Consider the following 24,539-nt stretch of genomic DNA (forward strand, 5'->3'; position numbering starts at 1 on the left):
CGCAGCGGCGTCGTTTCGCTCCGACTTGATACGCGATTGGATAGACCGAGCTCATCATGTCCACGTCCACCAAGCGCTGCTACTACGAGACCCTGGAGGTCGATCGCGACGCCGACGAATCCAAGCTGAAATCGTCGTTTCGCAAGCTGGCGATGAAATTCCATCCCGATCGCAATCCGGGGGATCAAACCAGCGAGGTCAAGTTCAAGGAAATCAACGAGGCCTACGAGATCCTCAAGGACAAGGACAAGCGTGCCGCGTACGATCGCTACGGCCATGCCGCGTTCGAGCAGGGCGGCGGTTTCGGCGGCGGCGGTGCCGGTTTCGGCGCGGGCTTCGCCTCCTCCTTCTCTGACATTTTCGAAGACCTGTTCGGCATGGCTGGACAGCGCGGCCGCGGCGGTCGCGAGCGTGGCGCCGACCTGCGCTACAACATGGAGATCACGCTCGAGGAAGCCTTTGGCGGCAAGAACGCGCAGATCGAGATTCCGGTCTCGGTCACCTGCGAGGCCTGCTCGGGCATCGGCGCCAAGGCCGGGACCAAGCCGAAGACCTGCTCGACCTGCGGCGGCGCCGGGCGCGTGCGGCAGTCGCAGGGATTCTTCACCCTCGAGCGCACCTGTCCCGGCTGTCAGGGCCGCGGCCAGATGATCGAGGATGCCTGCCCGTCCTGCTCGGGACAGGGCCGGGTCACCCGCGAGCGCACGCTGTCAGTCAACATTCCGCAAGGCGTCGAGGACGGCACGAGGATCAGGCTCGCCGGCGAGGGCGAGGCCGGGGTCCGCGGCGGCCCGCCCGGCGACCTCTACATCTTCCTGTCGCTGGCCCAGCACCAGTTCTTCCAGCGCGACGGCGCCGATCTGCATTGCCGCGTGCCGATCTCGATGGTGACAGCCGCCCTTGGCGGCGAGTTCGAGGTGCCGACGATCGAGAAGAGCAAGGCCAAGGTGAAGGTGCCCGCCGGAACCCAGTCGGGCCGCCGCTTCCGCATCGCATCAAAGGGCATGCCGGTGCTGCGCTCGCGCCAGATGGGCGACATGTACGTCCAGGTCGTGGTCGAGACCCCGCAGAACCTCACCAGGAAGCAGCAGGAATTGCTGGCCGAGTTCGAAAAGCTGTCCTCCGGCAATACGCAGCCGGAATCAGAGGGCTTCTTCGCCAAGGTCAAGGATTTCTTCGGTAATCGGGCGAGTTGACGCGTCTTGACCGTGCCGCCTTCGGCCTATACGTCTTTATGACCATTTTCTGACACGCCGCGTCCTGCGGTCCCGTCCGGTCCAGACATGCCATTGCCATCGTCCGCGCGTGCGTTGAAGAAGCCTCGTCTCGATGATGAGGTACGCTTTCTCAGATCGTGGATCGAAAAGCCGCTGCACATGGGCGCGGTGATGCCGTCGGGCAAGCTGCTGGCTCGGACCATGGCCCATTACGTCGATATCGACTCCGACGCTCCGGTAGTCGAGCTCGGGCCCGGCACGGGTGCCATCACCTCGGCTTTGATCGAGCGCGGCATCGACCAGAAGCGTCTCGTCCTCGTCGAATACAATCCTGGCTTCTGTGCGCTGCTGCGCGACCGCTACCCGCAGGCCAAGGTGGTGCAGGGCGATGCCTATCGCTTGCGCGATACGCTCTGGAACGTCTTGAGCGAGCCGGCCTCCGCGGTCGTCTCCGGCCTGCCGCTCGTCACAAAACCGATGCTGACGCGGCTGCGGCTCGTCCGCGACGCCTTCACGGCGCTGGCGCCCGGTGCGCCCTTCATCCAGTTCACCTATGCGGTGGTGCCGCCGATCCCGAAATCACTGCCCGGCGTGTCCACAGAGGCCTCTGAACGGATCTGGATGAACCTTCCGCCGGCCCGCGTCTGGGTGTATCGCAAGGATTAATTCCGCCGGCTCCTCGTTTTGCGCGGCGGGCTCTTTTCGCCGAACGCATTGGATTGGATGTCAGCTCCCAAGATCCTGATCATTCCCGGCTCGCTGCGCACCGGCTCGCATAACGCGAAGCTGGCGGCGGTCGCGGCGTATGAATTCGCCCAGGCCGGCGTCGAAATCACCCGCATCTCGCTCGCTGATTTTCCGCTGCCGATCTATGACGGCGACCTCCAGGCCAAATCCGGCGTGCCCAAGCACGCAATCAATCTCAAGCGCATGATCGGCGCGCATCACGGCGTGCTGATCGTCACGCCCGAATATAATGCTTCGGTGCCGCCGCTGCTGAAGAACGCGATCGACTGGGTCAGCCGCGTACACGATCTGCACGAGGCGCGCGGCGACGTGTTCCGCAATCGCGTCTTCGCGCTCGCCGGCGCCTCACAGAGCCGGCTGGGCGCGGCCCGTGCGCTGCAGGCGTTGCGGCTGATCCTGACCTCCTGCCATGCCAATGTGATTGCCAACCAGCTCACGCTTGCCTTTGCCGACCAGGCCTATGACGATATGGACAGGCTGAAGAACGAGGGCGATATCGCCGCGTTGCAGGCACTGGTGCGGCAGTTGATCGACATTTCCCAACGCATGATGTGAGGTGACATGACGCCAGCCGAGATCGCCCCGAAGGACCGCTTGATCGTTGCGCTCGATGTGCCGAGCGTCGATATCGCGGAAGCGATGGTCAACAGGCTCGGCGATAGCGTCAATTTCTACAAGATTGGATACCGGCTCGCCTATGCCGATGGCTTGCCGCTGGTCGGCCGGCTCGCCGACAAGGGCAAGAAGGTCTTTCTCGATCTCAAGCTGCACGACATCGGCAACACCGTGACGCAAGGCGTCGAGAGCATCACCAAGCTCGGCGCAACCTTCCTCACCGTGCACGCCTATCCACAGACCATGAAGGGCGCTGTCGAAGGCCGCGCCAATTCGAACCTGAAGATCCTCGCCGTCACCGTGCTGACGTCCTACAATGAGGATGATCTGCACGCGGCCGGCTATCGGCTCGGCGTCTCCGAACTGGTCGAAGCGCGCGCGCAGCAGGCGCAGGTGCTCGGCGTCGATGGTCTCGTCTGCTCGCCGGAAGAGGTGGGTGCCTTGCGCAAGATTGTTGGCCATCAGATGAGCCTCGTCACGCCCGGCATCCGCCCGGCGGGTTCGGCAAGCGGCGACCAGAAGCGCATCATGGCGCCCGGCCGCGCCATCGTTGCCGGCGCCGACTACCTCGTCGTCGGGCGGCCGGTGGTGGAAGCCACCGAGCCCAAGGCAATCGCGGAAGCCATTCAAGCCGAGATCGCGCAGGCGCTCGGCTGATTAACAAGAGGGAGAACAACAATGGCAAAAGGCTACTGGATCGGGCGCGTCGATGTGAGCAATGACGAGGGCTACAAGCCCTATGCCGTCGCCAACGGTCCGATCTTCAAGAAATGGGGTGGCCGCTTCGTCGTTCGCGCCGGCAAGTTCACCGCCGTCGAAGGCGCCAGCCGCAACCGCAACGTCGTGATCGAATTCCCGGACTACGAGACCGCGCTCGCCTGCTACAACTCGCCGGAATACCAAGCCAACATCAAGGTGCGCCAGCCGCACTCCATCGCCGATCTCATTATCATCGAGGGCTATGACGGCCCGCAGCCGTCGGACGGCTGAAGCACGCCGTCATTCCGGGATGGTCCGAAGGCCCAGGCCTCAGGTGCGCAATTGCGCACCGGGGAATCTCAAGATTCCGGGTTCGATGCTGCGCATCGCCCCGGAATGACGATGGTGTCAGGCCCCTCGGTTGCCGGAACTGTCTGCCCCCGCTACAACGGCAGCGGAGAGGATCACACCATGTCCGACATGCGCTTGATTGTTGCTGGGGCCGGCGGCCGGATGGGCCGCGCGCTGACGCGGGCGATTGCCGAGAGCAAAGGCGCAGTGCTGGCCGGCGCGCTGGAGGCGCCGGGCTCGGAGCTGCTCGGCAAGGATGCCGGCGTGCTCGCAGGCCTCCCGGCCAACGGCATCAAGCTCTCTGCCGACCTATGGGCGATGTCCAAGGATGCCGACGGCATCCTCGATTTTACCGTGCCGGCCGCGACCATCGCCAATGTCGCGATCGCCGCCGAGCGCGGCCTCGTCCACGTCATCGGCACGACCGGGCTGTCGGGCTCGGATAACGCCGTGATCAAGAGCGTGACCAACCGCGCTGTCGTGGTGCAATCCGGCAATATGAGTCTCGGCGTCAACCTGCTCGCGGCCGTGGTCAAGCGCGTCGCCAAAGCGCTCGACCCGAGTTTTGACATCGAGATCGTCGAGACCCATCATCGCATGAAGGTCGACGCGCCCTCGGGCACGGCACTGATGCTGGGCCAGGCGGCCGCGAGCGGCCGCGGCATACCGCTCGATGAGCACGCCGCGCGCGGCCGGGACGGCCTCACCGGCACGCGCCGCCCGGGCGACATCGGGTTTGCCTCGCTGCGGGGCGGCACCGCGGCCGGCGATCACAGTGTTAGCTTCCTCGGCCCGTTCGAGCGCCTGACGCTGTCGCATCACGCCGAGGACCGCATGCTGTTCGCCCATGGCGCGCTCAAGGCGGCGCTGTGGGCGCATGGCAAGAAGCCGGGGCATTACTCCATGGCCGACGTGCTCGGCCTGTCTGACATCTGAACGAAACGGAAAGCAGTGAATGAGCGAACGTCTTCTCGTGCTCGTACGCCACGGCCAGAGCGAATGGAATCTGAAGAACCTGTTCACAGGCTGGAAGGACCCTGATCTCACCGAGCTAGGCGTGACTGAAGCGAAGGAAGCCGGCCGTAAGCTGAAGGCGCAGGGCCTGGTGTTCGACGTCGCCTACACCTCGGTGCTGACGCGCGCGCAGCACACGCTCGACCTCATCCTCGGTGAACTCGGGCAGGAAGGCCTGCCGACTTCGAAGAACCTCGCGCTGAACGAACGCGACTATGGCGATCTCTCCGGCCTCAACAAGGATGACGCCCGCAAGAAATGGGGCGAGGACCAGGTGCTGATCTGGCGCCGCTCCTACGACGTGCCGCCGCCCGGCGGCGAAAGCCTGAAGGACACCCTCGCGCGGGCGCTGCCGTACTACGTGCAGGAGATTCTGCCCAGCGTGCTCAATGGCAAGCGCACGCTGGTCGCCGCCCACGGCAACTCGCTGCGCGCGCTGATCATGGTGCTGGAAAAGCTTTCACCTGAAGGCATTTTGAAGCGCGAGCTCGCGACCGGCGTGCCGATCATCTACCGCCTCAATGCGGATTCAACCGTGGCGTCGAAACTGGATCTGGCGGGGTAGGCCGCGATCGTGCGAGGTGCGGTGAGACCGCGCCCTCACATTCGGTGTCGTCCCGACCTTGCGCGATTGCCGACCAGGCCGGGATGACAATAGCTACTGCATTCCCAGCCGCCCCGCCTCCCAGCCCAGCATCGCCTGCTTGCGGGTGATGCCCCAGTGGTAGCCGGTGAGCGTGCCGCTCTTGCCGAGGGCGCGGTGGCAGGGCACCACGAACGAGACCGGGTTCTTGCCGACCGCGGCCCCGACGGCGCGCGAGGCCTTCGGGCTGTTGATGTTGCAGGCGATGTCGGAATAGGACACCGCGCGTCCCATCGGAATCTTCAGCAGGGTCTCCCACACCCGCACCTCGAAATCAGTGCCGATCAGGACCACGCGTAGCGGCTGGTCCGGCCGCCACAGCTTCGTGTCGAAGATGCGCTGCGCCAACGGCGCGGTGCCTTCGTGATCTTCCACATAAGTCGCTTTTGGCCAGCGTCGCGTCATGTCGGCGAGCGCGATCTTCTCCTCGCCATGGTCGGCGAAGGCCAGCCCCGACAAGCCGCGGTCGGTCGCGATCACGATCGCGGTGCCGAATGGCGAGGGATGGAAGCCGTAGCGCAGCGTCAATCCCACGCCGCCGTTCTTCCATTCGCCCGGCGACATCGCTTCGTGGGTGACGAAGAGATCGTGCAGGCGGCCGGGGCCTGACAGGCCGGAGTCGAGCGCCGCATCGAGGACGCTCGCAGAATCCCGCAGGAGCCCCTTGGCATGGTCGAGGGTGAGCGCCTGCATGAATGCCTTCGGCGTGATCGAGGCCCAGCGGCGGAACAGATGGTGCAGCTCATCGGGCGTGACGCCGGCCGCATCTGCCATCGCCTCGATGGTCGGCTGCGTCCGCCAGTTTTCGGAGATGAACGCGATCGCCCGGCGCACGGAATCATAGTCGCGCAGCGCGGCGTTCTGGGGGCCCGGCTTGGCCAGGCGCTGGTCATGTATGGCGAGTGTCATCATGACCGAAATGTAGGAGAGGGAAGGGTGCGAAACCACCCGATTTCCGATCTGGAATCAGCTGACCGGGTTGTAGGTCGGGCCGCGCTTGGCGGCGTTCAATGCCTCAAACAAGCCTTTGTAAAAGCTTGCCTTTTCGTCCGGCCCGAGGAAGCGGGCGATCTGGATCTGGTGGCCGCGCGAGATGAGGTAGAGATGCTCGATGCCAAAGTCCTCGTCGATTTCCATGTCGAGCCGGACCCAGAGCGGATTGAACGTCCATTCGGCGACCTGGCCGCGATCGCTGACGCGACGCACGCGCAATTCGGAAGGGGTGACCATGATCTCCTCGCTGGCCCGCGCGGCGCGGAAATTGGCCTTGAAGGCCCACCAGATCACGAGGACGTCGAGCCCGAAGAAGCCGAACACCGGCCAGGCGCCCATCATCAGAAAGGCGAGCCCCGTGACGAAGCTGACCACGCTCAGGAACAGCATCACGGCGAGGAAGCCGGTGCGATTCAGCGAGCGATGTGGCGTCAGCAGCGCGGAGAAGATCTGCACTTCGCGCGGATCTTCAGAAGGCTTGCGCTCAATTTCGTTGCCTGTGCTCATCGTCGCTCAGTATATCCCAATCATGGCGAAAATCACCCGCAAGCCGGTCCCGCGCAAAACTCCCGGGCTGAAGAAAAAGCCAAAGCCGGCCGTTGCGAAGCCGAGGGCCCCCGCGAAGAAATCGCTCAAAGCGACAAAACCCTGGACGCCCGCCGAAATTCACGAGGCCTTCAGCCGTTTCCGCAAGGCCAATCCGGAGCCGAAGGGCGAGCTCGAGCACGTCAACCCGTTCACGCTGCTGGTCGCCGTGGTGCTGTCGGCGCAGGCCACCGACGCCGGCGTGAACAAGGCGACGCGCGCGTTGTTCGAGGTGGCCGACACCCCGCAGAAGATGCTCGATCTCGGCGAGGAGCGCCTACGCGAGTACATCAAGACCATCGGCCTCTATCGCACCAAGGCGAAAAACGTCATTGCGCTGTCGGCAAAGGTGCTCAGCGAATTCGGTGGCGAGGTGCCGCGGACGCGCGCGGGGATCGAGTCGCTGCCCGGCGCGGGACGCAAGACCGCGAATGTCGTGCTCAACATGGCCTTTGGCGAGCACACCATGGCGGTCGACACGCATGTCTTCCGCGTCGGCAACCGCACCGGGCTTGCGCCCGGCAAGACGCCGCTCGAGGTCGAGCTCGGTCTCGAAAAGGTGATCCCCGCCGAGTTCATGCTGCACGCCCATCATTGGCTGATTCTGCACGGCCGCTACACCTGTCTCGCGCGCAAGCCGCGCTGCGAGGTTTGCCTGATCAACGATCTCTGCCGCTGGCCGGAGAAGACGGTCTGAGTGCCGCGCCGGGCGCGTCACCGCATCTGCCGCGCCGGCTCGATCAGTTCGGGCCGCGGACCGGATAGCCGCTTGTGCATGTGGACCATGAAGGCCATGCCGAAGATCGGCGTCGCCAAATTCACGATCGGAATCGAGACGAAGGCGGCGATGAAGAGACCGGCGGTGAAGATGGTTGCGGCGTTGTCGCGCCGCATCGCCTTGGCTTGCTCCGGCGGGCGGAAGCGCATGGCCGCGAGCTCGAAATATTCTCGGCCGAGCAGCCAGGCGGCAGCGAGGAAGAAGATCAGGAAGCCGGCGCCGGCGAAGAGTACCAGCGGCAACGCGATCAGATAAACCACAATCGTCAGCAGCGCGGTCTTGATGCCCTCGAGGATTGCCTGGCCGAATGGCAGCGCAACGCCCGGCCGCTCGGCGGGATAATGCTCACGCTCGACGACGTCGGCGACGTCGTCGACGAACAGGCTCGCCACCAGCGAGGTGATCGCGGGCATCAGGAAGACGCCGCCGAACACGACGCCGAGGCCCGCTGCGATCGAGACGATCCACGAGAGGACTTCAAGCGAGGAATGCCAGCCGGGCCCGAGCAGGCCCTCCAGCCAGACCTCGCCAGAGGTCGCAAACCAGCTGAGGAGCCGCTGCAGGCCGATCGCCAGGATGGTGATCAGCACCAGCGCAAGCCCGATCGATCGCCACAGGATCGAGCGCATCGGCGGCGAGATCATTTGCGACAACGCCTTCACGGCGGCATCCAGCATGGGGACCCTCTGAAATAAGCAACACGCGAGAGGTAGACACCCAATGTGGCATCGGCAAGGGCGGCTTCATTCTTACCTTCTCCCCTTGTGGGAGAAGGTGGCGCGAAGCGCCGGATGAGGGGTTGTTTCGCATTCAAATGAGAGTTGGATGTGCGGAGACATACCCCTCACCCGTCTCACCGCTCCGCGGTGAGCCACCCTCTCCCGCAAGGGGAGAGGGGTCGGCACCGCGTGTGCGGCTAGTTGCTACTCATGCCGATGGCCCTGCCTGTGCTTGCGCGCCTTTACGTGCTTGGCTTCGCCGGTCGGGATCATCACCACGCGACCGTAGCGCACGCCGCGTTCGGCGATGATGTGATCGGCGAAATGCTTGACCTCGGAGGCGGCGCCGCGCAGCGCCGTCATCTCCATGCAATTGTCGTCGTCGAGATGGACGTGCAGGGTCGCCAGCGCGAGGTCGTGATGGCCATGGAATTCCTGCACCAAGCGTTTTGAGAGATCTCGGGCGGCGTGGTCATAGACGTAGACGAGCCCCGCGACGCAGGAGCCGGTCTGCGTGGTATCCTCGCTGCTCTTCTGCAGGCCGGCGCGGGCGAGATCGCGGATGATCTCGCTGCGGTTCTGGTAACCGCGCGCTTCCGCCGCCGCGTCGATCTCCGCCAGCAGATCATCCTCGATCGTGATCGTAATTCGCTGCATCAGATATCTCTCCTCGCGTGTCGCTTGGCCTGTCCGGGCTACCTATATCTTGCCTGGCCGCGCAAGCGATTCACAACCTGGTCGCACGCAGCCGTAGCGCATTCCCGACCACGCTCACCGAGGACAGCGCCATCGCCGCCGCAGCGATGATCGGCGAGAGCAGCAGGCCGAACGCCGGATAGAGGATGCCGGCTGCGATCGGGATGCCCGCGGCGTTGTAGATGAAGGCGAAGAACAGGTTCTGGCGGATGTTGCTCATCGTCGCCTGCGACAGTCTTCGCGCGCGCACGATGCCGACGAGATCGCCCTTGAGCAGGGTCACGCCAGCGCTCTCCATTGCCACATCGGTGCCGGTGCCCATTGCGATGCCGACTTCGGCGGCCGCCAGCGCTGGCGCGTCGTTGACGCCGTCGCCGGCCATCGCGACGCTGCGGCCGGCCTTTTGCAGCTTGGCGACCACCGCGCTCTTCTGGTCCGGCAGCACCTCGGCCTCGACCTCGGCGATGCCGAGCCGGCGCGCCACCGCTTGCGCCGTGGTGCGGTTGTCGCCGGTCAGCATGATGACCTTGATGCCTTCGGCCGCGAGTGCCTTCAGCGCCTCCGGGGTCGACGCCTTGACCGGATCGGCGATCGCGAACAGGCCGGCGAGCCGGCCGTCCACGGCCATGTTGATCACCGTCGCACCGTCGCCGCGCAGCCGCTCGGCTTCGGCGTCGAGCAGCTTGGTGTCGATTCCGATCGACGACAAATATCTGGCATTGCCGAGCACGATGCTCTTGCCCTCGACCTTGCCGGTCGCGCCCTTGCCGGTCGGCGAGTCAAAATGCTCGACTTGCTCAAGAGTGAGCTGCTTCTCCTTTGTCGCGCGCACGATCGCGTCGGCCAGGGGATGCTCGCTGGCACGCTCGACGCTGGCGGCGAGGCGAAGGACGTCATCCTCGGCAAAGCCGGCAGCCGGCACGATCGCCACCACCTTGGGCTTGCCCTCGGTCAGCGTGCCGGTCTTGTCGACCACCAGCGTGTCGATCTTCTCCATTCGCTCCAGCGCCTCGGCGTTCTTGATCAGCACGCCTCCTTGTGCACCGCGGCCCACACCGACCATGATCGACATCGGAGTCGCAAGCCCGAGCGCACAGGGGCAGGCGATGATCAGCACGCTGACGGCTGCGACGAGACCGAAGGCGAGACGCGGCTCTGGTCCAAACCAAGCCCAGGCAGCGAAGGCCGCGAGCGCGACAACGATCACGGCCGGCACGAACCAGCCGGCGACCTGGTCGGCCAAGCGCTGGATCGGCGCGCGCGAGCGCTGTGCGTCGGCGACCATCTGCACGATCTGCGACAGCAGCGTCTCGCGCCCGACCTTGTCGGCACGCATGATGAAGCTGCCGGACTGATTCAGCGTGCCGGCGATCACCTTGGCTCCGCTCTCCTTGGTGACCGGCATGGATTCGCCCGTGACGAGTGATTCGTCGAGCGAAGAGCGGCCTTCGAGAAGGATGCCGTCGACCGGCACCTTCTCGCCGGGGCGGACGCGCAGACGGTCGCCAGCATGCAGCGTATCGATCTCGACCTCGTGCTCGCTGCCATCAGGCTCGACGCGTCGTGCGGTCTTCGGCGCGAGCTGGAGCAGCGCCTTGATCGCGCCCGAGGTCGCATCACGTGCGCGCAGCTCCAGCACCTGGCCGAGCAGCACCAGCACCGTGATCACGGCAGCTGCCTCGAAATAAACGGCGACCGCACCCTCATGGCCACGGAAGGTATCAGGGAATATTTGCGGCGCGACGGTGCCGAGGACGCTGTAGACATAGGCCACCCCTGTGCCCATCGCGATCAGCGTGAACATGTTGAGGTTGCGCGTCCGCAGCGACTGCCAGCCGCGGACGAAGAATGGCCAGCCGGCCCACAGCACCACCGGCGTGGCGAAGAAGAGCTGGAGCCAGTTCGACAATGTCGGATCGATCCAGCTGTGCGGGCCGGCGAGGTGGCCGCCCATCTCCAGCACCACGGCCGGCAGTGCCAGCGCCCCGCCGATCCAGAACCGCCGTGTCATGTCGGCGAGCTCGGGATTGGGACCGGCCTCCAGACTCGCGACTTCCGGCTCCAAGGCCATGCCGCAGATCGGGCAGCTACCGGGGCCGACTTGGCGGATCTCGGGGTGCATCGGGCAGGTGTAGATCGTGCCCGCGGGCATCTCGGGCTCGGGCGCCTTGTCCTTGGCGAGGTACTTGGCGGGATCGGTGGCGAACTTGGTGTGGCAGCCGGCCGAGCAGAAATGGAACGTCTCGCCGTGATGTGTGAGGTGGTGCTTCGAGGTCGTGGGATCGACCGTCATGCCGCAGACGGGATCGAGGACCTTCGTCGCGACACCGCCATGGTCATGCCCGTGATGATGATCGGCGTGGCCGGCATGATCGCCGTGGCCGCCGCAGCAGGAGGATGCCGGCTTTGCGGCCGGCGCGGCTTTCCTGGAACAGCCGCATCCGGCATGTGTTTCCTGCTTGTGATGGTCCCCGTGGTCGGCGTCGTTCATGGCGAGGCTCCGCCCTTGCAATTGATACCCTAGGGGGGTATATAGGCCCCATGCGCATGGACATCAAGACATCTGTCGGAAAACGTCTCGGCCGGATCGAGGGTCAGGTTCGCGGCCTCTCGAAAATGGTGGAGGAAGATCGCTACTGCATCGACATCGTCACGCAAATCTCGGCGGTGCGCGCCGCGCTGCGCCGGGTCGAGGAGGAGATCCTGAAGGATCACGTCGCCCATTGCGTCGAGCACGCCATCGCCAGTGGCGACAAGGCCGATCAGCGCGAGAAGATCGCGGAGCTGATGGCAGTGATCGGACGGGCGGAGCGGTAGGTTCCTACTTTCGCGATTGCAAGCCAACGGTCCGCGCGAAGCGCGGCCCGATGACAGGCTCCGCGAAGCAATCCAGAATCTCACCGCGGCGGCAGTCTGGATTGCTTCGCTGCGCTCGCAATGACTGTAGAATGACTTTGCAAAGGGACGCGCGAGATACGCCCCAGCGTCGTCCTGGCGAAAGCCAGGACCCATACCGCGGAATCTCTCGGCTGCGCGCGGTAATCGTACCCAACGCGGAGCCTTCGTCAAACTGCACTCTGGGGTAACGGGTCCTGGCTTTCGCCAGGACGACAGCGGGGAGGCGGTCTACGCCACCCTCTCCCTTGCCCGTCCCCGCCGCCGCGGGCGGTACATCGCCAATCTCTTTAGCAGCGGGAAATGCTCCGACATTCGTTCGGCCATCTCGGCAGGTTGCTTGCTCACTTCTTCAGCCGAAATTTCAGCCGGCGTCGCTTCGTCAGACGCCTCAGGAACGAGCGGCGGCGCACGGAGCGTTTCTGGAAACACACTGAATGTGCCCGCCACCTCCTCGAGCGGCTTCTGCTTGTCGGCCCAGTGCAAGGCTGTGTAGTCGAAGCCGTGCACGATGGTGGGTTTCACGACTTCGAAATAGGGCGAGATGTCGAAGTCGCGGGGCATGTAGAGCGAGGAATCGCGGATGTGCAGAATTTCGCGGCGAGCGGCGCGGCTGCCGGCCTTGGTGATCTTCGGCAGGATCGGGTAGCGCACGGCGTCGAACGCCTGCGCGATCAGCGCCGAGCAGATGATCTTGGTGGGATCGCCCGATCCCAGCGCGATCATGCGCCGCCGCCAGCGCTGTGGTATCGGCAGCGGGAACAGGAAGCGCATGAGGTCGACGATGTTTTTGGTGTCGTAGCCGAAGCCGATGCGGTTGATCGCATAACGGCAGACGGTGGTACGGTCCTCATAGGACAGCCCGACCGGGCGGCAGAGGCGGGTGTGATAGGGAAAATATTTCGACAAAGGCGCAGAGGTGACGCCCTCGCCGATATTGGCCTCGATCAGCACATGCGGCTCGCCGTCAGCCTCCTCCGCGCCCTCGATCGGACCGACATAGAGCGCAGCGTGCGACCAGGTCGACTGCGTCAGATATTTGATGATACCGGAGATGCGGTTGTTGCCTTCGACCAGCAGCACGTCGCCAGGCTCGATGACGCCGCGCAGGTGCTCCGGGTCGCTCGGCGTGAACGGCTCGTAGCCCGGCACCTCCTTCGAGAGGTACGCGGCAATCAGCTTGCCGACCGAGTCCAGGACCGTCCCCATCTCAAACTCCCCCCAGGGCCTTTTCCGGCCGTCTTTTTCCCTTCTCTATCATGGTCCAAACGTGTTGCAATTCGGTTCATCACTCTGTGAGATCAAGTACGATTGATTCACCATGATGGTTGCTGCGCAACATCAGATACGGCAAGGTTCGCGGGCTGTTCCCATACGTCGCAAGTCCCCGGAAACCATGACATGACTATCACGCGCCGCGGCTTCCTTTCGGCGTCGGCGGGCCTTGCCGCGATGCCTGTGCTGCGCGCGACCGCCGCGACCCCGCCGCGGGAGGCCGATGTCGTCGTGATTGGCGCGGGGGCTGCGGGGATTGCCGCAGCGCGGCGCATCATGGCCGCCAACCGCAGGGTTGTGGTGGTGGAAGCGGCGGCCCAGATCGGCGGCCGTTGCATCACGGATAGCACGATTTTCGGCACGCCGTTCGACCGCGGCGCGCGCTGGATGCACAATCCCGACACCAATCCGATGATCCGGCTGGCGCGCAGCGCCGGGCTCGACGTGCTGCCGGCGCCATCGGGCCAGAAAATGCGCATCGGCCGCCGCAATGCGCGCGCCGGCGAAACCGAGGAGTTCCTGGCCGCGCTGGTCCGCACCAACCGTGCCATCGACGACGCCGCGCGCGGCAAGCTGGACACCTCTTGCGCCTCCGTGCTGCCGAAGGATCTCGGCGACTGGGCTGGCGCGACCGAGTTCATGCTGGGCGCGGGCTTCGCGGGCAAGGATCTGAAGGAGCTTTCGGCCATCGACAAGGCCCGCGCGCAGGACCGCAATGGCGCGATCGCCTGCCGCCAGGGTCTGGGGACGCTGATCGCGAAACTCGGCGAGCAGGCGCCGGTGGTGCTGTCGACGCCGGTGAGCCGGATCGTCTGGAGCAATCGCGATGTCGGAGTGGAGACCCCAAGCGGCAAGATCGCGGCCCGCGCCGCCATCATCACCGTCTCGACCAACGTACTGACCTCTGGCGCGATCAAGTTCGGACCCGACATTCCGAAACGCACGCTGGACGCGGCATCGAAGCTCACCCTCGGCAGCTACGATCGCATCGTGCTGCAACTGCCGGGCAACCCGCTCGGACTGTCGCGCGACGACACCCTGATCGAGCAGAGCAATTCGACGCGTACGGCGCTGTTGTTCGCCAATATCGGCGGCTCCGTGCTGTGCTCAATCGACGTCGGCGGCTCGTTCGGCCGCGATCTCTCCGGACAGGGCGAGCAGGCGATGACGGCTTTCGCGAAGGAGTGGATCACCAAACTGTTCGGCAGCGAAGCTGCGGCCGCCGTGCAGAAGACCAGCGCGACGCGCTGGAATGCCTCGCCTTATGTCATGGGCGCGATGTCGGCGGCCGCGCCCGGCGGTCACCTCTCGCGAAAGGTTTTGACGGAGCCGATCGGCAACATGTTCCTTGCCGGCGAAGCCACGCATGAGACGCTGTGGGGCACCGTCGACGGCGCCTGGGAAAGCGGCGAACGCGCCGCGGACGCCGCGCTGCGCAAGATCGGCGCGCTCAAAGACGAGCCGGCGGATGTCCCGACGCAGTCGACCAAGAAGCGACGCGTGCCGCGGCAGTGAGGCAATCAGTCCCCAAACACTCCGCTGTCGTCCCTGCGAACGCAGGGACCCACAAACCACAGGGAGAGCTTGGCGAAGACCAGCAGATAAAAGATCTTCGTCGGGGCGGTCACTCGTGCCTAATCGATAGATCACGCGGTATGGTTCCCCTGCATTCGCAGGGGACGACAGCATTGGTTTACCGCAATATCCCATCCAGCACCGGCAGCCCGGCAATCACCGCCAGCGCGATCAACGCGTAGCAGATGCCGCGAAACACCTTCTCACTCGCGCGGCCGAACAGTGATGCACCGAACGCGACGCCGATCGCATAGACCGGGCCGACGATCAGCGAAAGCGCGAGCGACTCGCGCGAGATCAGGCCCGTGCTCGCGTAACTCACCATCGAGAAGAAATCCGACGCGCCGAAGAACAGCACGATGTTGGCGCGCGCGACGATCGGCGCAATCGGACGGCCGAGCCAATACCCGACGATCGGTGGACCGCCGGTCTGCGCCAGCCCGCTACAGAAGCCGGAAAGGCCGCCGATGCCGACCGAGAGCCAGGTGTGGTCCTTGCCGCGATAGCGCCAGCCCGACAGCAGCAGGAGCAGCAGCGCGGCGACGAAGCAGGAGATGATCCAGCGCGTGGTGACGGGCTCGAGTACGCTGAGGAAATAGGTCCCAAGGGGCACGCCGATCAGCGCGCCCAGCACGATCACGGCCGTGGCCTTGCAGTCCGCCTTGCGCCAGGCGTCGGGCAGGAGCGGCGCGGCCGCGACGAAATCGATCACGAGCAGCAAGGCAGCCACGAGCCGCGGCGCAGCGATGCTGCTCGCCAGCGGCATGAAGATCAGCGCCGAACCGAACCCGGAGAAGCCGCGGGCGGTGCCCGAAACGAACGCGACAGCGCAGAGCGCCATCGCAATGGTGAGGCTGACGTCCTTCGGCAGAAAGTCCGTCAGGCTCATCCGCGAAGAGTGCCGCCGGTCTTCTTCGTCACCTCGGCCACGACCTTCGCGGCCACAGCCTCGATCTCCTGGTCAGTCAGCGTCTTCTCGCGCGGCTGGATCGTGACCGCGATCGCGATCGACTTCTTGCCGTCATCGATGCCCTTGCCCTCGTAGACGTCGAAGACGCTGACCCCCGTGATCAGCTTCTTGTCGACGCCTTGCGCCGCGCGCACGATGTCGCCGGCCTTGACTGTGCGATCGACGATAAAGGCGAAGTCGCGCATAACAGGCTGGAACGCCGACAGCTCGATCGCAGGCTTGGCGCGGGTCGGCTTCTTCTTCGCCTCCGGAATGCGGTCGAGGATCACCTCGAACACGATCAGCGGGCCGTCGGCCCCGAGCGCCTCGAGCGCGCGCGGGTGCATCTCGCCGAAATAGCCAAGCACGTTCTGCGGACCGATCTGGATCGTGCCCGAACGCCCCGGATGCAGCCAGCCGGGGCCACCGGCGACGATCTGAAGCGCCTGCATCGGCGCGCCGGCAGCGGCGAGCACCGCCAGCGCATCGGCTTTGGCGTCGAACACATCAGCCTGCGCCGAGCCGGACCAGTGCCGGCCGAGACCTTCCGAGGACGCAAAGCCGCGGCGTACGCCGCTCGCCGCCATGAACTGATCTTGCGGGCGGTCTCCCCTGAACAGCTGCCCGACCTCGAACAGCGCGACGTCGCCAAAGCCGCGATCGGCATTGGCCTGCGCCGCCGCGAGCAGGCCCGCGAGTAGCGTCGGGCGCATGTCGGAAAGGTCGGATGCGATCGGGTTCGCCACCTCGAGCTCGCGCTGGCCGCCGCCGAACAATTTTGCCGCGGGTTTTGCGATAAACGACCACGTCACGGCCTCGACCATGCCGCGGCTCGCCAGCGCGCGCCGCGCGCGCCGGGTGCGCAGCTGAAGCGGGGTCAGCACAGGCTTGCGTGCGTCTTCGCCGCGCTCGAACGGCGTCATCGGCACTTTGTCGACACCGAAGATGCGCACGATCTCTTCGACGATGTCGGCCTTGCCGTGCACGTCGGTGCGCCAGGAGGGAACTGCGACCTTCACCACCGGGCCTGGGCCCGCCATCATGAAGCCGAGATGGGTCAGGATGCGCTTCATCTCCGGCTGGGGCACCTCGATGCCGGACAGACGCTTGACTTCGGTGACCGGGAAATCGATCACGCGGTCGTCGCCGAAGGCCTTGCCGACCACGGCGGTCTCGGACGGCGTGCCGCCGCACAACTCCATCACCAGCTTGGTCGCGAGCTCGAGCCCCGGCACCATGAAGGCCGGATCGACGCCACGCTCGAAGCGGTAGCGCGCATCCGAATTCACACCGAGCTTGCGGCCGGTCTGGGCGATGTTGATCTCGTTCCACAGCGCCGATTCGATCAGAACGTCGGTGGTGTTCTCGTCGCAGCCCGAGGCCTCGCCGCCCATGATGCCGGCAAGCGATTCGACGCCGTGCTCATCCGCGATCACGCAGATATTGGGATCGAGATTGTAGGTGCGGCCGTCGAGCGCCAGCAGGCTCTCGCCCTCGCGGGCGCGCCGTACGACGAGATTGCCGCTCACTTTCTTGGCGTCGAACACATGTAGCGGCCGTGCGCGATCGAACGTCATGAAATTGGTGATATCGACCAGCGCGTTGATCGGGCGCAGCCCGATCGCGGTCAGCCGCTTCTGGAGCCATTCCGGCGACGGGCCGTTCTTGACGTCGCGCACGAGGCGCAGCGCGAAGCCCGGGCACAGCGTGGCGTCTTCGACCGTCACTTTCACCGGGCAGGGGAATTCGCCCTTGATCGGCTTGATCGTGGGGTCCTTGAACTTGCCCATGTCGGCAGCGGCAAGATCGCGCGCGATTCCGTGCACGCCTGTGCAGTCCTGCCGGTTCGGGGTCAGGTTGATCTCGATCACGGGATCGCCAAGCGCGGCCCATTCGGCGTAGCCGGCGCCGATCGGCGCGTCCGCAGGCAATTCCATGATGCCGTCATGGTCGTTGGATATCTGCAGCTCGGCCGCCGAGCACAGCATGCCGCGGCTCTCGACGCCGCGGATGGTGCCGACCCCGAGCGTGATGTCCTTGCCGGGAATGTAGGTGCCGGGCGGCGAGAACACGCTGACGAGCCCGGCCCGCGCATTCGGCGCGCCGCACACGACCTGCACCGGCGCGCCACCGTCACCGGTGTCGACCATGCAGACCCGCAGGCGATCCGCATTCGGATGCTGCTCGGCCGAGATCACCTTCGCAATGGTGAAGGGCTTCAGCGCCTTCGCCTTGTCCTCGATGTTCTCGACCTCGAGCCCGATCATGGTGAGCTTGTCGGCGAGCCTTTCCAGGGGCTCGTCGGTGTCGAGATGATCCTTCAGCCAGGAGAGGGTGAATTTCATGGCTGTGTGCCTCGGTTCTTGTCGGTGTTTACGAATTGATCTTGGTCGGTGCCAGTGTTCCCTCCCCCCTTGTGGGGGAGGGGCAGGGAGGGGGGTAAGCCGCGCGCTCTGACGGAAGCTGCCTGGCGGATTGCCTCGACAACTCCCTCAAGGTTTGACATCACCTGCTCATTCGTGAAACGCAGAACCTGAAATCCTTCCGCGACGAAGAACGCATCACGACGCTGATCTGCCTTCTGCCGTTCCTCGAAATTGTGAGATTCTCCATCGAGCTCGATAATTAGCTTCGATGAGAAGCACACGAAATCGGCGATGTAACTCCCGATCGGTGTCTGACGTCGGACGCCCAGGCCATCCATGCGATTAGCTTTCAGATATCGCCATAGCAGTGTCTCAGCGCGCGTCATCGTGCGGCGAAGTTGCTTCGCTCGGCTGCGCTGACGGTCGCTCACCACTGTGTGCGGCATCTGCGGCTACCCCCCTCCCTGACCCTCCCCCACAAGGGGGGAGGGAACGGAAAGGGTCTTTGTGGAATTGCTCCCAGCGCTGACCATCACGAGCTCAGCCCCCCAGCCAGCGTCGGTACCTCCAGCGGCTTGAAGCCGTAATGGGACAGCCAGCGGACGTCGCTGTCGAACAGCTGGCGCAGATCGGCGATGCCGTATTTCAGCATGGCAATGCGGTCGATGCCCATGCCCCAGGCAAAGCCCTGGTACTCGTCGGGATCGATGCCGCAGGCGCGCAGCACGTTCGGATGCACCATGCCGCAGCCGAGAATCTCCAGCCAGTCCTCGCCCTCGCCGAAGCGGATCTCGCCCTTGTCGCGACGGCACTGGATGTCGACTTCAAGCGAGGGCTCGGTGAACGGGAAGAACGAGGGACGGAAGCGCATGTTGATGTGGTCGACCTCGAAGAACGCCTTGCAGAACTCGTGCAGGATCCATTTGAGGTGGCCGAGATGCGAGTGCTTGTCGATGACGAGGCCTTCGACCTGGTGGAATTGCGGCGTGTGGGTCGCGTCCGAATCGATGCGGTAAGTGCGACCCGGGCAGATCACGCGAATGGGCGGCTTCTGGCTCAGCATGGTGCGCACCTGCACCGGCGAGGTGTGGGTCCGCAGCAGCATGCGCGAGCCGTCTTCCTTCGGATGAAAGAAGAAGGTGTCGTGCATCTCGCGCGCGGGATGGCCTTCCGGAAAATTCAGCTTGGTGAAGTTGTAATCATCCGTCTCGATATCGGGGCCTTCGGCGACCGAGAATCCCATGTCGGCGAAGATCGTGGTCAACTCGTCCCAGACCTGGCTCAGCGGGTGGATTCGGCCGGCCTCGGCCGCGGCATCGCGCAAGGGCAGCGTGACATCGATGGTCTCGGCGGCCAGCCGGGCATCGAGCGCCGCCGACTTCAAGACGTCGCGCTTTGCTGCGAGCGCCTCGGTGACCTTGTCCTTGGCCTGGTTGATCGCGGCGCCTTGCGTCTTGCGCTCGTCCGGCGACATCTTGCCGAGCGTTGCGAGCAGTGCGGAGATCGAGCCCTTCTTGCCAAGGGCTGCGACACGCACGGCTTCGAGCGCCGCCTCGTCCGCCGCGGCGGTGATGTCGGTGATGATCTGGGCTTCGAGCTGGGCAAGATCGGTCATGGCAATCCCTTTTGGCCAGGATGCTGAGCCGATGATCCTAGCCCGTCACACCCGGCGCGCTGCCGGGCATCCACGTCTGAGAAGTATGCTTGCGCAAGAGATGACGGCCGGGGCAGTAAGGCGGCAAGACGCGCCTCTGCCCGGGCCATCACAAGCTGAACGCTGTGCAGAGCACAGTGGAGGACGGCTACGCCGCCAGCGCGGCGTCGGCCCTGTTACGCCGCAAGCGCGGCCTTGGCCTTCTCGGCGATCGCCTGGAACGAGGCGGGCTCGTTGATCGCGAGATCCGACAGCACCTTGCGGTCCACGGTGACGCCAGATTTGGCGAGGCCGTCGATAAATCGGCTGTAGGTCAGGCCGAACGGACGGACTGCGGCGTTGAGGCGCTGGATCCAGAGCGCGCGGAATGTCCGCTTTTTGCGCTTGCGGTCACGGAAGGCATATTGCATGGCCTTCTCGACCGCCGGCTTGGCGGCGCGGATGGTGTTCTTGCGGCGGCCATAGAAGCCCTTGGCGGCCTTGTAGACTTTCTTGTGCTTGGCGTGGGCGGTCACACCGCGTTTGACGCGAGACATGACAAAAATCCTTCAGAGATGACTTCGGTTTCGGATCGCCGCGCGAACGCGGCGCGAGGTGGCAGTGATCGTGGACGCGATCAGGCGTTCGGCAAGAAGTACTTCTTGACGTTGTCGCCGTCGGTCTTGAACAGCACGCGGGTGCCGCGCAGCTGACGGATCTGCTTCTTCGTCCGCTTGATCATGCCGTGACGCTTGCCGCGCTGGGCGTGCATCACTTTGCCGGTGGCAGTCACCTTGAAGCGCTTTTTAGCGCCCGATTTGGTCTTCAGCTTGGGCATTTGGCTCTCCTATGGCCGCAACAGAAATCCGCCCGTGAAGGCGGCTGGCCGTCTAAAATGCTCGTTAGAGCGTTGATTGTGCTCAGGTTTTGCGAACGAGCGCGAAACCCGCACGAAACACCGCCACGGCAGCCCTTAATCAGCCGGGCGATGAAGGCTGGGCTTATGACAGAGCGGGAGCCAAATGGCAACGATGAACCGCCGGAACCTAGCCGCCGACTATTTGGGGTTGCTACCCCCAATGTCCACGCCTCATGTCCGGAGCAGGACCCAATGGCCCATTTCCCGCGATCGATTTCCTCTTTCTCCAGCTTTGCGCGCCCGCGCCGCCTGGGGCTGCTCGCCGTGCTGGCCGCTGCCATGGCGCCTTCAACTGCCGATGCCCGGGTCAGCGGCTATGACGGCATCTGGAATGTCACCTTCGCCACCACACGGGGCAATTGCAGCTCCGGCTACAGCGTCCCCTTCACCATCACCGGCAGCCGGGTGTCGTCCGCCGGCGGCGGCCGGGTGTCCGGCAAAGTCAATCGCGGCGGCGCTGTGGCGGTCCAGGTCTGGGTCGGCGCCACCCACGCCAGCGGCGGCGGCCGGCTCGCCGGCATGAACGGCGCCGGCTCGTGGAACGGCATCATTTCCGGCGACCGCTGTAGCGGCACCTGGCAGGCGACGAGAACCTGACAAACAAAACGGCCCGCCGGAGATCCGGACGGGCCGTTGAATTCTCAGTCCCAAAGAGCCGGCGTCAGCGCGGCGCCAGAACCATCACGACCTGGCGACCCTCGAACCTTGCGTCCTGCTCGACCTTGGCGAGCTCGGCGACGTCGGTTTTGATCTTGTCCAGAAGCTTGGTGCCGATCTCCTGGTGCGCCATTTCGCGACCACGATAGCGCAGCGTGATCTTGACCTTGTCGCCCTCTTCGAAGAACCGCTGCATCGCGCGCATCTTCACGTCGTAATCGTGATCGTCGATCATCGGACGGAGCTTGATCTCCTTGATCTCGACGGTCTTCTGCCGCTTGCGGGCTTCGGCGGCTTTCTTCTGAGCGGAATACTTGTACTTCCCGTAGTCCATGATCTTGCAGACGGGAGGGCTGGTATTCGGCGAAATCTCGACCAGATCCATGCCGGCTTCCTGAGCCATCTTGATGGCCAGGACCGTCTCGACCGTGCCTTTGTTGTCACCGGTTTGATCGATCAGCTGGATTTGCGCATTGCGGATATCATCATTGATGCGCGGCCCGTCTTTGCTGGCAGCGGGCGGAGCTTTATTAGGACGGCGAATGGGTGGTTCTCCAAAGTTGTGAAGGAAGCGGCTATCTTGAAGGAAGATGCGTTTGCCGGCAAGCAAGTCGCTCGTGCGAGAGGCGAAAAACCCTCAAATGCGAGGCATTTTGGCCACGCCCGTTGGCACGCAGACGACATAGACACCTTGGTTCTGTTCCGCAAGCGTCCCAAACGGCCAATGCCGAGGTCGGATTGTGCTGGCGGACGTGTCCAAACAGCTCAAACAGCACAGCCAGAGTAAACGTTCCATGACCGATGCAATTTCCGATACCGTGCTCGACTTCATCACCGTGGGCGAAGGCCCGTTGGCGCGCAGAATTGCGGTGCGCCGCCGCGCCGGAAAAGGCCCCGGGCTGGTCTGGCTCGGCGGATTCAAATCGGACATGCAGGGCAGCAAGGCCATGGCGCTGGATGCCTGGGCCGGGGAGCACGGCCGCGCAATGGTCCGATTCGACTATTCCGGTCACGGCGAATCCTGCGGCGATTTCGCCGATGGAACCATCGGACGCTGGCTGGAGGAGAGCGTAGCAGTGTTCGAGCGCTTCTGCGCCGGCCCGCAAATCCTGATCGGCTCGTCCATGGGCGGCTGGATGGCACTGCTGCTCGCGCGCGAGATCAAGAAGCGCCAGGAGACGCAACAGGCCGTGGCCTCGCTGTCCGGTCTCGTCCTGATCGCGCCGGCGCCCGACTTCACCGAGGAGCTGATGTGGAAGAACTTTTCGCCGGCGGTGAAGAAAGAGATCGAGACCAAGGGCCTCTGGCTGCGGCCGTCGGACTATGGCGACGGCTCGCCCTATCCGATTACGCGAAATCTGATCGAGGAGGGACGCAATCACCTGGTGCTCGGCAGCGCCATCGATCTCGGCTGCCCCATCCGCATCCTGCAGGGCGCGAAAGATCCCGACGTGCCATGGCAGCACGCCTTCGCGCTGACACATCGCCTGCCGGCTGACGACGTCGTGCTGACCATGATCCAGGACGGCGATCACCGCCTCTCCCGCCCGCAGGACATCGCGCGCATTCTTGCCGCCGTGGCGGAGATCGGGTGAAACTGCCGCTCAGCACTCGATGTCATCGTCCGACTTGAGCGGACGATCCGGTATTCCAGAGGCCGTCATACCTAAGCCGAGAAGCCGCGGCGTACTGGATGCGCCGGCAAGCCGGGGCATGACAGAGAACGGGGAGGGAGAAATGCCAATGACCACCGTCGCCATGCTGCGTGCGTTCTGCGACGCGGTCGAGCAGCGCAACGGCAAAGCGTTCGCCGCCCTCTTCACTGAGGACGGCATCTACCACGACGTCTTCTACGGTGTCTTCACCGGTCGCGAGAAGATCGCCGAGCTGATCGACGACTGGTTCTATCGCACGGCGACCGATTTCCGCTGGGACATGCACGATCCCGTCACCGACGGCACCACGCTCTATGCGCGCTACACCTTCAGCTATCGTTCGACCCTGCTGGACGCGAATGGCGCGCGGGCGATGTTCGAGGGCGTGGCGATAATGACGCTGCGTGAGGGCAAGATTGCCAGCTATCACGAAGTTGCCAACACTGCGCCGGCGTTCGTCGACCTGAAGTTTGCGCCGGAGCGGATCGCGAAGATCGTGGCCAAGCAGGGCGCCGAGCTGAAGGCGCGCCCGGAAATGCAGCGGCATTTGGCGTAACTGTCTCCACTCGTCATTCCGGGGCGCGGCCCTTGGCGCGAGCCCGGAACGACGAGTAGAGAGAGCGCTACCGCTTCGACGGATTCGCCATCGGCTTGCGCTGCGCCAGTGCGGCGACCGTGGCGGTCCCGATCGGTCCCTGTTCATCATAGAGCCAGCATTCGCCGATCGCGACGCCATCAGTGGCGTGATGGTTCACCACCTCGAATCCGATCCAGTTTGTGATCGGCAGGCGATGCAGATAGATGGTGACGTCGCTGTTGATGTAGCCGAGCCCCCTGTCGCCGGCATTGGCAAACGGGCTGGCGAAATCGGCGCCGGTGGCGACACGGACGAACGGCGTCATCGCCACGCCCGCGACGAGCTCGCGCACCTCGCTCATCCAGAGCCGGCGCGGGCCGAGCGAGCCCATATGGCCGACGATCGGGCGCGTCGTCCATTTGCCGTTCATGCCGAGCCTGGGATCGGTGGGCTTGGGAATGTCGGCCGGCTTCGGCACGTCCCAGTTCGGCGGTGACCAGACATTGCCTTCGGGATTTTGCGTCTTGCGCAGCAGCTGGCAAGACGCCCGCGCCATGCTGACGCCACCGGAGACAAACTCCGCCTCGACCACGCGGATGCGCAGGCCGTCGCGCACCAGGCGCGTCGTCACTTCAATCGGCTTGTCGATGGTCGGTAGCCGAAACATATCGACGGTGAGCCGCGCCGGCACCAATTCGGGGCCGGAATGACGCTCCTCGATGACGAAGCCGAGCAGGCCGATGATGACGCGTCCGTGCAGCGATTTCGGATCCCAGGGACCGTTGGCGACTTCCGTCGGATGGAATGTGTCGCCGTCGCGGGTAAAGAAAGGCATGTTTGTCATGAGGCGCGAGATTGAAGAAAGGCGCGGGGAAATCAAGGCCCTCAACCCTCATGGTGAGGAGGCGCGAAGCGCCGTCTCGAACCATGCAGGCTCCGCTGCGGCAGCTCGGCCTCGATCCTTCGAGATGCCGCTGCGCG

At 64.6% G+C, this 24,539-nt stretch carries 27 protein-coding genes; 13 read left to right on the forward strand and 14 right to left on the reverse strand.

Annotated elements, in window-relative coordinates; all coding sequences use genetic code 11:
• Positions 1-56: 56 nt before the first annotated feature.
• From dnaJ to IVA96_RS31895, 7 genes are all read left to right on the forward strand, one after another.
• Positions 57-1,196 (forward strand): molecular chaperone DnaJ, encoded by a 1,140-nt coding sequence (dnaJ, locus tag IVA96_RS31865; protein ID WP_247276570.1) that lies wholly within the window; start codon positions 57-59, stop codon positions 1,194-1,196.
• A gap of 87 nt (positions 1,197-1,283) precedes the next feature.
• Positions 1,284-1,883, forward strand: a complete 600-nt coding sequence (locus IVA96_RS31870) for an rRNA adenine N-6-methyltransferase family protein (RefSeq protein WP_247276569.1) — start codon at positions 1,284-1,286, stop codon at positions 1,881-1,883.
• 57 nt (positions 1,884-1,940) lie between these two features.
• Positions 1,941-2,519, forward strand: coding sequence for an NAD(P)H-dependent oxidoreductase (locus tag IVA96_RS31875; protein ID WP_247276568.1), 579 nt, complete (start codon positions 1,941-1,943; stop codon positions 2,517-2,519).
• A gap of 6 nt (positions 2,520-2,525) precedes the next feature.
• Positions 2,526-3,236, forward strand: coding sequence for an orotidine-5'-phosphate decarboxylase (pyrF, locus tag IVA96_RS31880; protein ID WP_247276567.1), 711 nt, complete (start codon positions 2,526-2,528; stop codon positions 3,234-3,236).
• A 21-nt stretch (positions 3,237-3,257) separates the two neighbouring features.
• On the forward strand, positions 3,258-3,569 hold the full coding sequence (locus IVA96_RS31885) for a DUF1330 domain-containing protein (protein WP_247276566.1): 312 nt from the start codon (positions 3,258-3,260) through the stop codon (positions 3,567-3,569).
• A 180-nt stretch (positions 3,570-3,749) separates the two neighbouring features.
• On the forward strand, positions 3,750-4,565 hold the full coding sequence (dapB, locus tag IVA96_RS31890) for a 4-hydroxy-tetrahydrodipicolinate reductase (RefSeq protein WP_247276565.1): 816 nt from the start codon (positions 3,750-3,752) through the stop codon (positions 4,563-4,565).
• A gap of 19 nt (positions 4,566-4,584) precedes the next feature.
• Positions 4,585-5,208 (forward strand): 2,3-bisphosphoglycerate-dependent phosphoglycerate mutase, encoded by a 624-nt coding sequence (locus IVA96_RS31895; RefSeq protein ID WP_247276564.1) that lies wholly within the window; start codon positions 4,585-4,587, stop codon positions 5,206-5,208.
• Between the two features lie 93 nt (positions 5,209-5,301).
• On the opposite strand, the gene IVA96_RS31900 is transcribed toward IVA96_RS31895, so the two are convergent.
• Positions 5,302-6,198: a bifunctional helix-turn-helix domain-containing protein/methylated-DNA--[protein]-cysteine S-methyltransferase gene (locus IVA96_RS31900; protein WP_247276563.1), complete on the reverse strand. Its 897-nt coding sequence runs from the start codon at positions 6,196-6,198 to the stop codon at positions 5,302-5,304.
• Positions 6,199-6,252: 54 nt separating this feature from the next.
• Complete coding sequence (locus IVA96_RS31905; protein ID WP_247276562.1) at positions 6,253-6,786, reverse strand: DUF2244 domain-containing protein; 534 nt, start codon at positions 6,784-6,786, stop codon at positions 6,253-6,255.
• 22 nt (positions 6,787-6,808) lie between these two features.
• Here IVA96_RS31905 and nth point away from each other — a divergent pair, with 22 nt between their 5' ends.
• The gene (gene nth, locus IVA96_RS31910; protein WP_247276561.1) at positions 6,809-7,561 is read left to right on the forward strand and encodes an endonuclease III; all 753 of its coding nucleotides are present in this window, start codon (positions 6,809-6,811) and stop codon (positions 7,559-7,561) included.
• Between the two features lie 17 nt (positions 7,562-7,578).
• Here nth and IVA96_RS31915 read toward each other — a convergent pair whose 3' ends face one another.
• The 3 genes from IVA96_RS31915 to IVA96_RS31925 all read right to left on the reverse strand — a co-directional run bounded on the left by IVA96_RS31915 (position 7,579) and on the right by IVA96_RS31925 (position 11,548).
• A complete protein-coding gene (locus IVA96_RS31915; protein WP_247276560.1) occupies positions 7,579-8,319 on the reverse strand; it encodes a sulfate transporter family protein in 741 nt (246 codons plus the stop codon).
• Positions 8,320-8,565: 246 nt separating this feature from the next.
• Positions 8,566-9,018 carry a nickel-responsive transcriptional regulator NikR gene (nikR, locus tag IVA96_RS31920; RefSeq protein WP_247276559.1) on the reverse strand — a complete coding sequence of 151 codons (453 nt, stop codon included), beginning with the start codon at positions 9,016-9,018 and terminating at the stop codon, positions 8,566-8,568.
• A 70-nt stretch (positions 9,019-9,088) separates the two neighbouring features.
• The gene (locus tag IVA96_RS31925; protein ID WP_247421443.1) at positions 9,089-11,548 is read right to left on the reverse strand and encodes a heavy metal translocating P-type ATPase; all 2,460 of its coding nucleotides are present in this window, start codon (positions 11,546-11,548) and stop codon (positions 9,089-9,091) included.
• A 50-nt stretch (positions 11,549-11,598) separates the two neighbouring features.
• Here IVA96_RS31925 and IVA96_RS31930 point away from each other — a divergent pair, with 50 nt between their 5' ends.
• Entirely contained in the window at positions 11,599-11,874 is a 276-nt protein-coding gene (locus tag IVA96_RS31930; RefSeq protein ID WP_247276557.1) for a metal-sensitive transcriptional regulator, read from the forward strand.
• 309 nt (positions 11,875-12,183) lie between these two features.
• On the opposite strand, the gene IVA96_RS31935 is transcribed toward IVA96_RS31930, so the two are convergent.
• Positions 12,184-13,161 (reverse strand): YiiX/YebB-like N1pC/P60 family cysteine hydrolase, encoded by a 978-nt coding sequence (locus IVA96_RS31935; RefSeq protein WP_247276556.1) that lies wholly within the window; start codon positions 13,159-13,161, stop codon positions 12,184-12,186.
• 192 nt (positions 13,162-13,353) lie between these two features.
• Here IVA96_RS31935 and IVA96_RS31940 point away from each other — a divergent pair, with 192 nt between their 5' ends.
• A complete protein-coding gene (locus IVA96_RS31940; protein ID WP_247421446.1) occupies positions 13,354-14,742 on the forward strand; it encodes an NAD(P)/FAD-dependent oxidoreductase in 1,389 nt (462 codons plus the stop codon).
• A gap of 178 nt (positions 14,743-14,920) precedes the next feature.
• On the opposite strand, the gene IVA96_RS31945 is transcribed toward IVA96_RS31940, so the two are convergent.
• The 6 genes from IVA96_RS31945 to rpmI all read right to left on the reverse strand — a co-directional run bounded on the left by IVA96_RS31945 (position 14,921) and on the right by rpmI (position 20,588).
• Complete coding sequence (locus IVA96_RS31945) at positions 14,921-15,691, reverse strand: sulfite exporter TauE/SafE family protein (protein WP_247276554.1); 771 nt, start codon at positions 15,689-15,691, stop codon at positions 14,921-14,923.
• On the reverse strand, positions 15,688-18,096 hold the full coding sequence (gene pheT, locus IVA96_RS31950; RefSeq protein ID WP_247421448.1) for a phenylalanine--tRNA ligase subunit beta: 2,409 nt from the start codon (positions 18,094-18,096) through the stop codon (positions 15,688-15,690). Before pheT ends, IVA96_RS31945 begins: the two co-directional genes overlap by 4 nt.
• A complete protein-coding gene (locus IVA96_RS31955) occupies positions 18,093-18,563 on the reverse strand; it encodes an endonuclease domain-containing protein (protein WP_247421450.1) in 471 nt (156 codons plus the stop codon). The genes pheT and IVA96_RS31955 overlap by 4 nt, the downstream gene beginning before the upstream one ends.
• 86 nt (positions 18,564-18,649) lie before the next feature.
• Positions 18,650-19,732, reverse strand: coding sequence for a phenylalanine--tRNA ligase subunit alpha (gene pheS / locus IVA96_RS31960; protein ID WP_247276551.1), 1,083 nt, complete (start codon positions 19,730-19,732; stop codon positions 18,650-18,652).
• A gap of 215 nt (positions 19,733-19,947) precedes the next feature.
• Complete coding sequence (gene rplT, locus IVA96_RS31965; RefSeq protein ID WP_247276550.1) at positions 19,948-20,307, reverse strand: 50S ribosomal protein L20; 360 nt, start codon at positions 20,305-20,307, stop codon at positions 19,948-19,950.
• 80 nt (positions 20,308-20,387) lie between these two features.
• Positions 20,388-20,588, reverse strand: coding sequence for a 50S ribosomal protein L35 (gene rpmI, locus IVA96_RS31970; protein ID WP_008539890.1), 201 nt, complete (start codon positions 20,586-20,588; stop codon positions 20,388-20,390).
• A gap of 273 nt (positions 20,589-20,861) precedes the next feature.
• Between rpmI and IVA96_RS31975 the strand changes: the two genes are divergently transcribed.
• Positions 20,862-21,266 carry a hypothetical protein gene (locus tag IVA96_RS31975; protein WP_247276549.1) on the forward strand — a complete coding sequence of 135 codons (405 nt, stop codon included), beginning with the start codon at positions 20,862-20,864 and terminating at the stop codon, positions 21,264-21,266.
• Between the two features lie 64 nt (positions 21,267-21,330).
• Here IVA96_RS31975 and infC read toward each other — a convergent pair whose 3' ends face one another.
• On the reverse strand, positions 21,331-21,870 hold the full coding sequence (gene infC, locus IVA96_RS31980) for a translation initiation factor IF-3 (RefSeq protein ID WP_247276617.1): 540 nt from the start codon (positions 21,868-21,870) through the stop codon (positions 21,331-21,333).
• A gap of 250 nt (positions 21,871-22,120) precedes the next feature.
• Between infC and IVA96_RS31985 the strand changes: the two genes are divergently transcribed.
• Entirely contained in the window at positions 22,121-22,921 is an 801-nt protein-coding gene (locus IVA96_RS31985; protein ID WP_247276548.1) for an alpha/beta hydrolase, read from the forward strand.
• A gap of 148 nt (positions 22,922-23,069) precedes the next feature.
• Positions 23,070-23,537 (forward strand): nuclear transport factor 2 family protein, encoded by a 468-nt coding sequence (locus tag IVA96_RS31990; protein WP_247421607.1) that lies wholly within the window; start codon positions 23,070-23,072, stop codon positions 23,535-23,537.
• A gap of 67 nt (positions 23,538-23,604) precedes the next feature.
• Here IVA96_RS31990 and IVA96_RS31995 read toward each other — a convergent pair whose 3' ends face one another.
• The gene (locus IVA96_RS31995; protein ID WP_247276547.1) at positions 23,605-24,402 is read right to left on the reverse strand and encodes an acyl-CoA thioesterase domain-containing protein; all 798 of its coding nucleotides are present in this window, start codon (positions 24,400-24,402) and stop codon (positions 23,605-23,607) included.
• Positions 24,403-24,539: the final 137 nt, after the last annotated feature.

Source organism: Bradyrhizobium sp. 159, from assembly GCF_023073795.1.
In the GTDB taxonomy this organism is placed as follows: domain Bacteria; phylum Pseudomonadota; class Alphaproteobacteria; order Rhizobiales; family Xanthobacteraceae; genus Bradyrhizobium.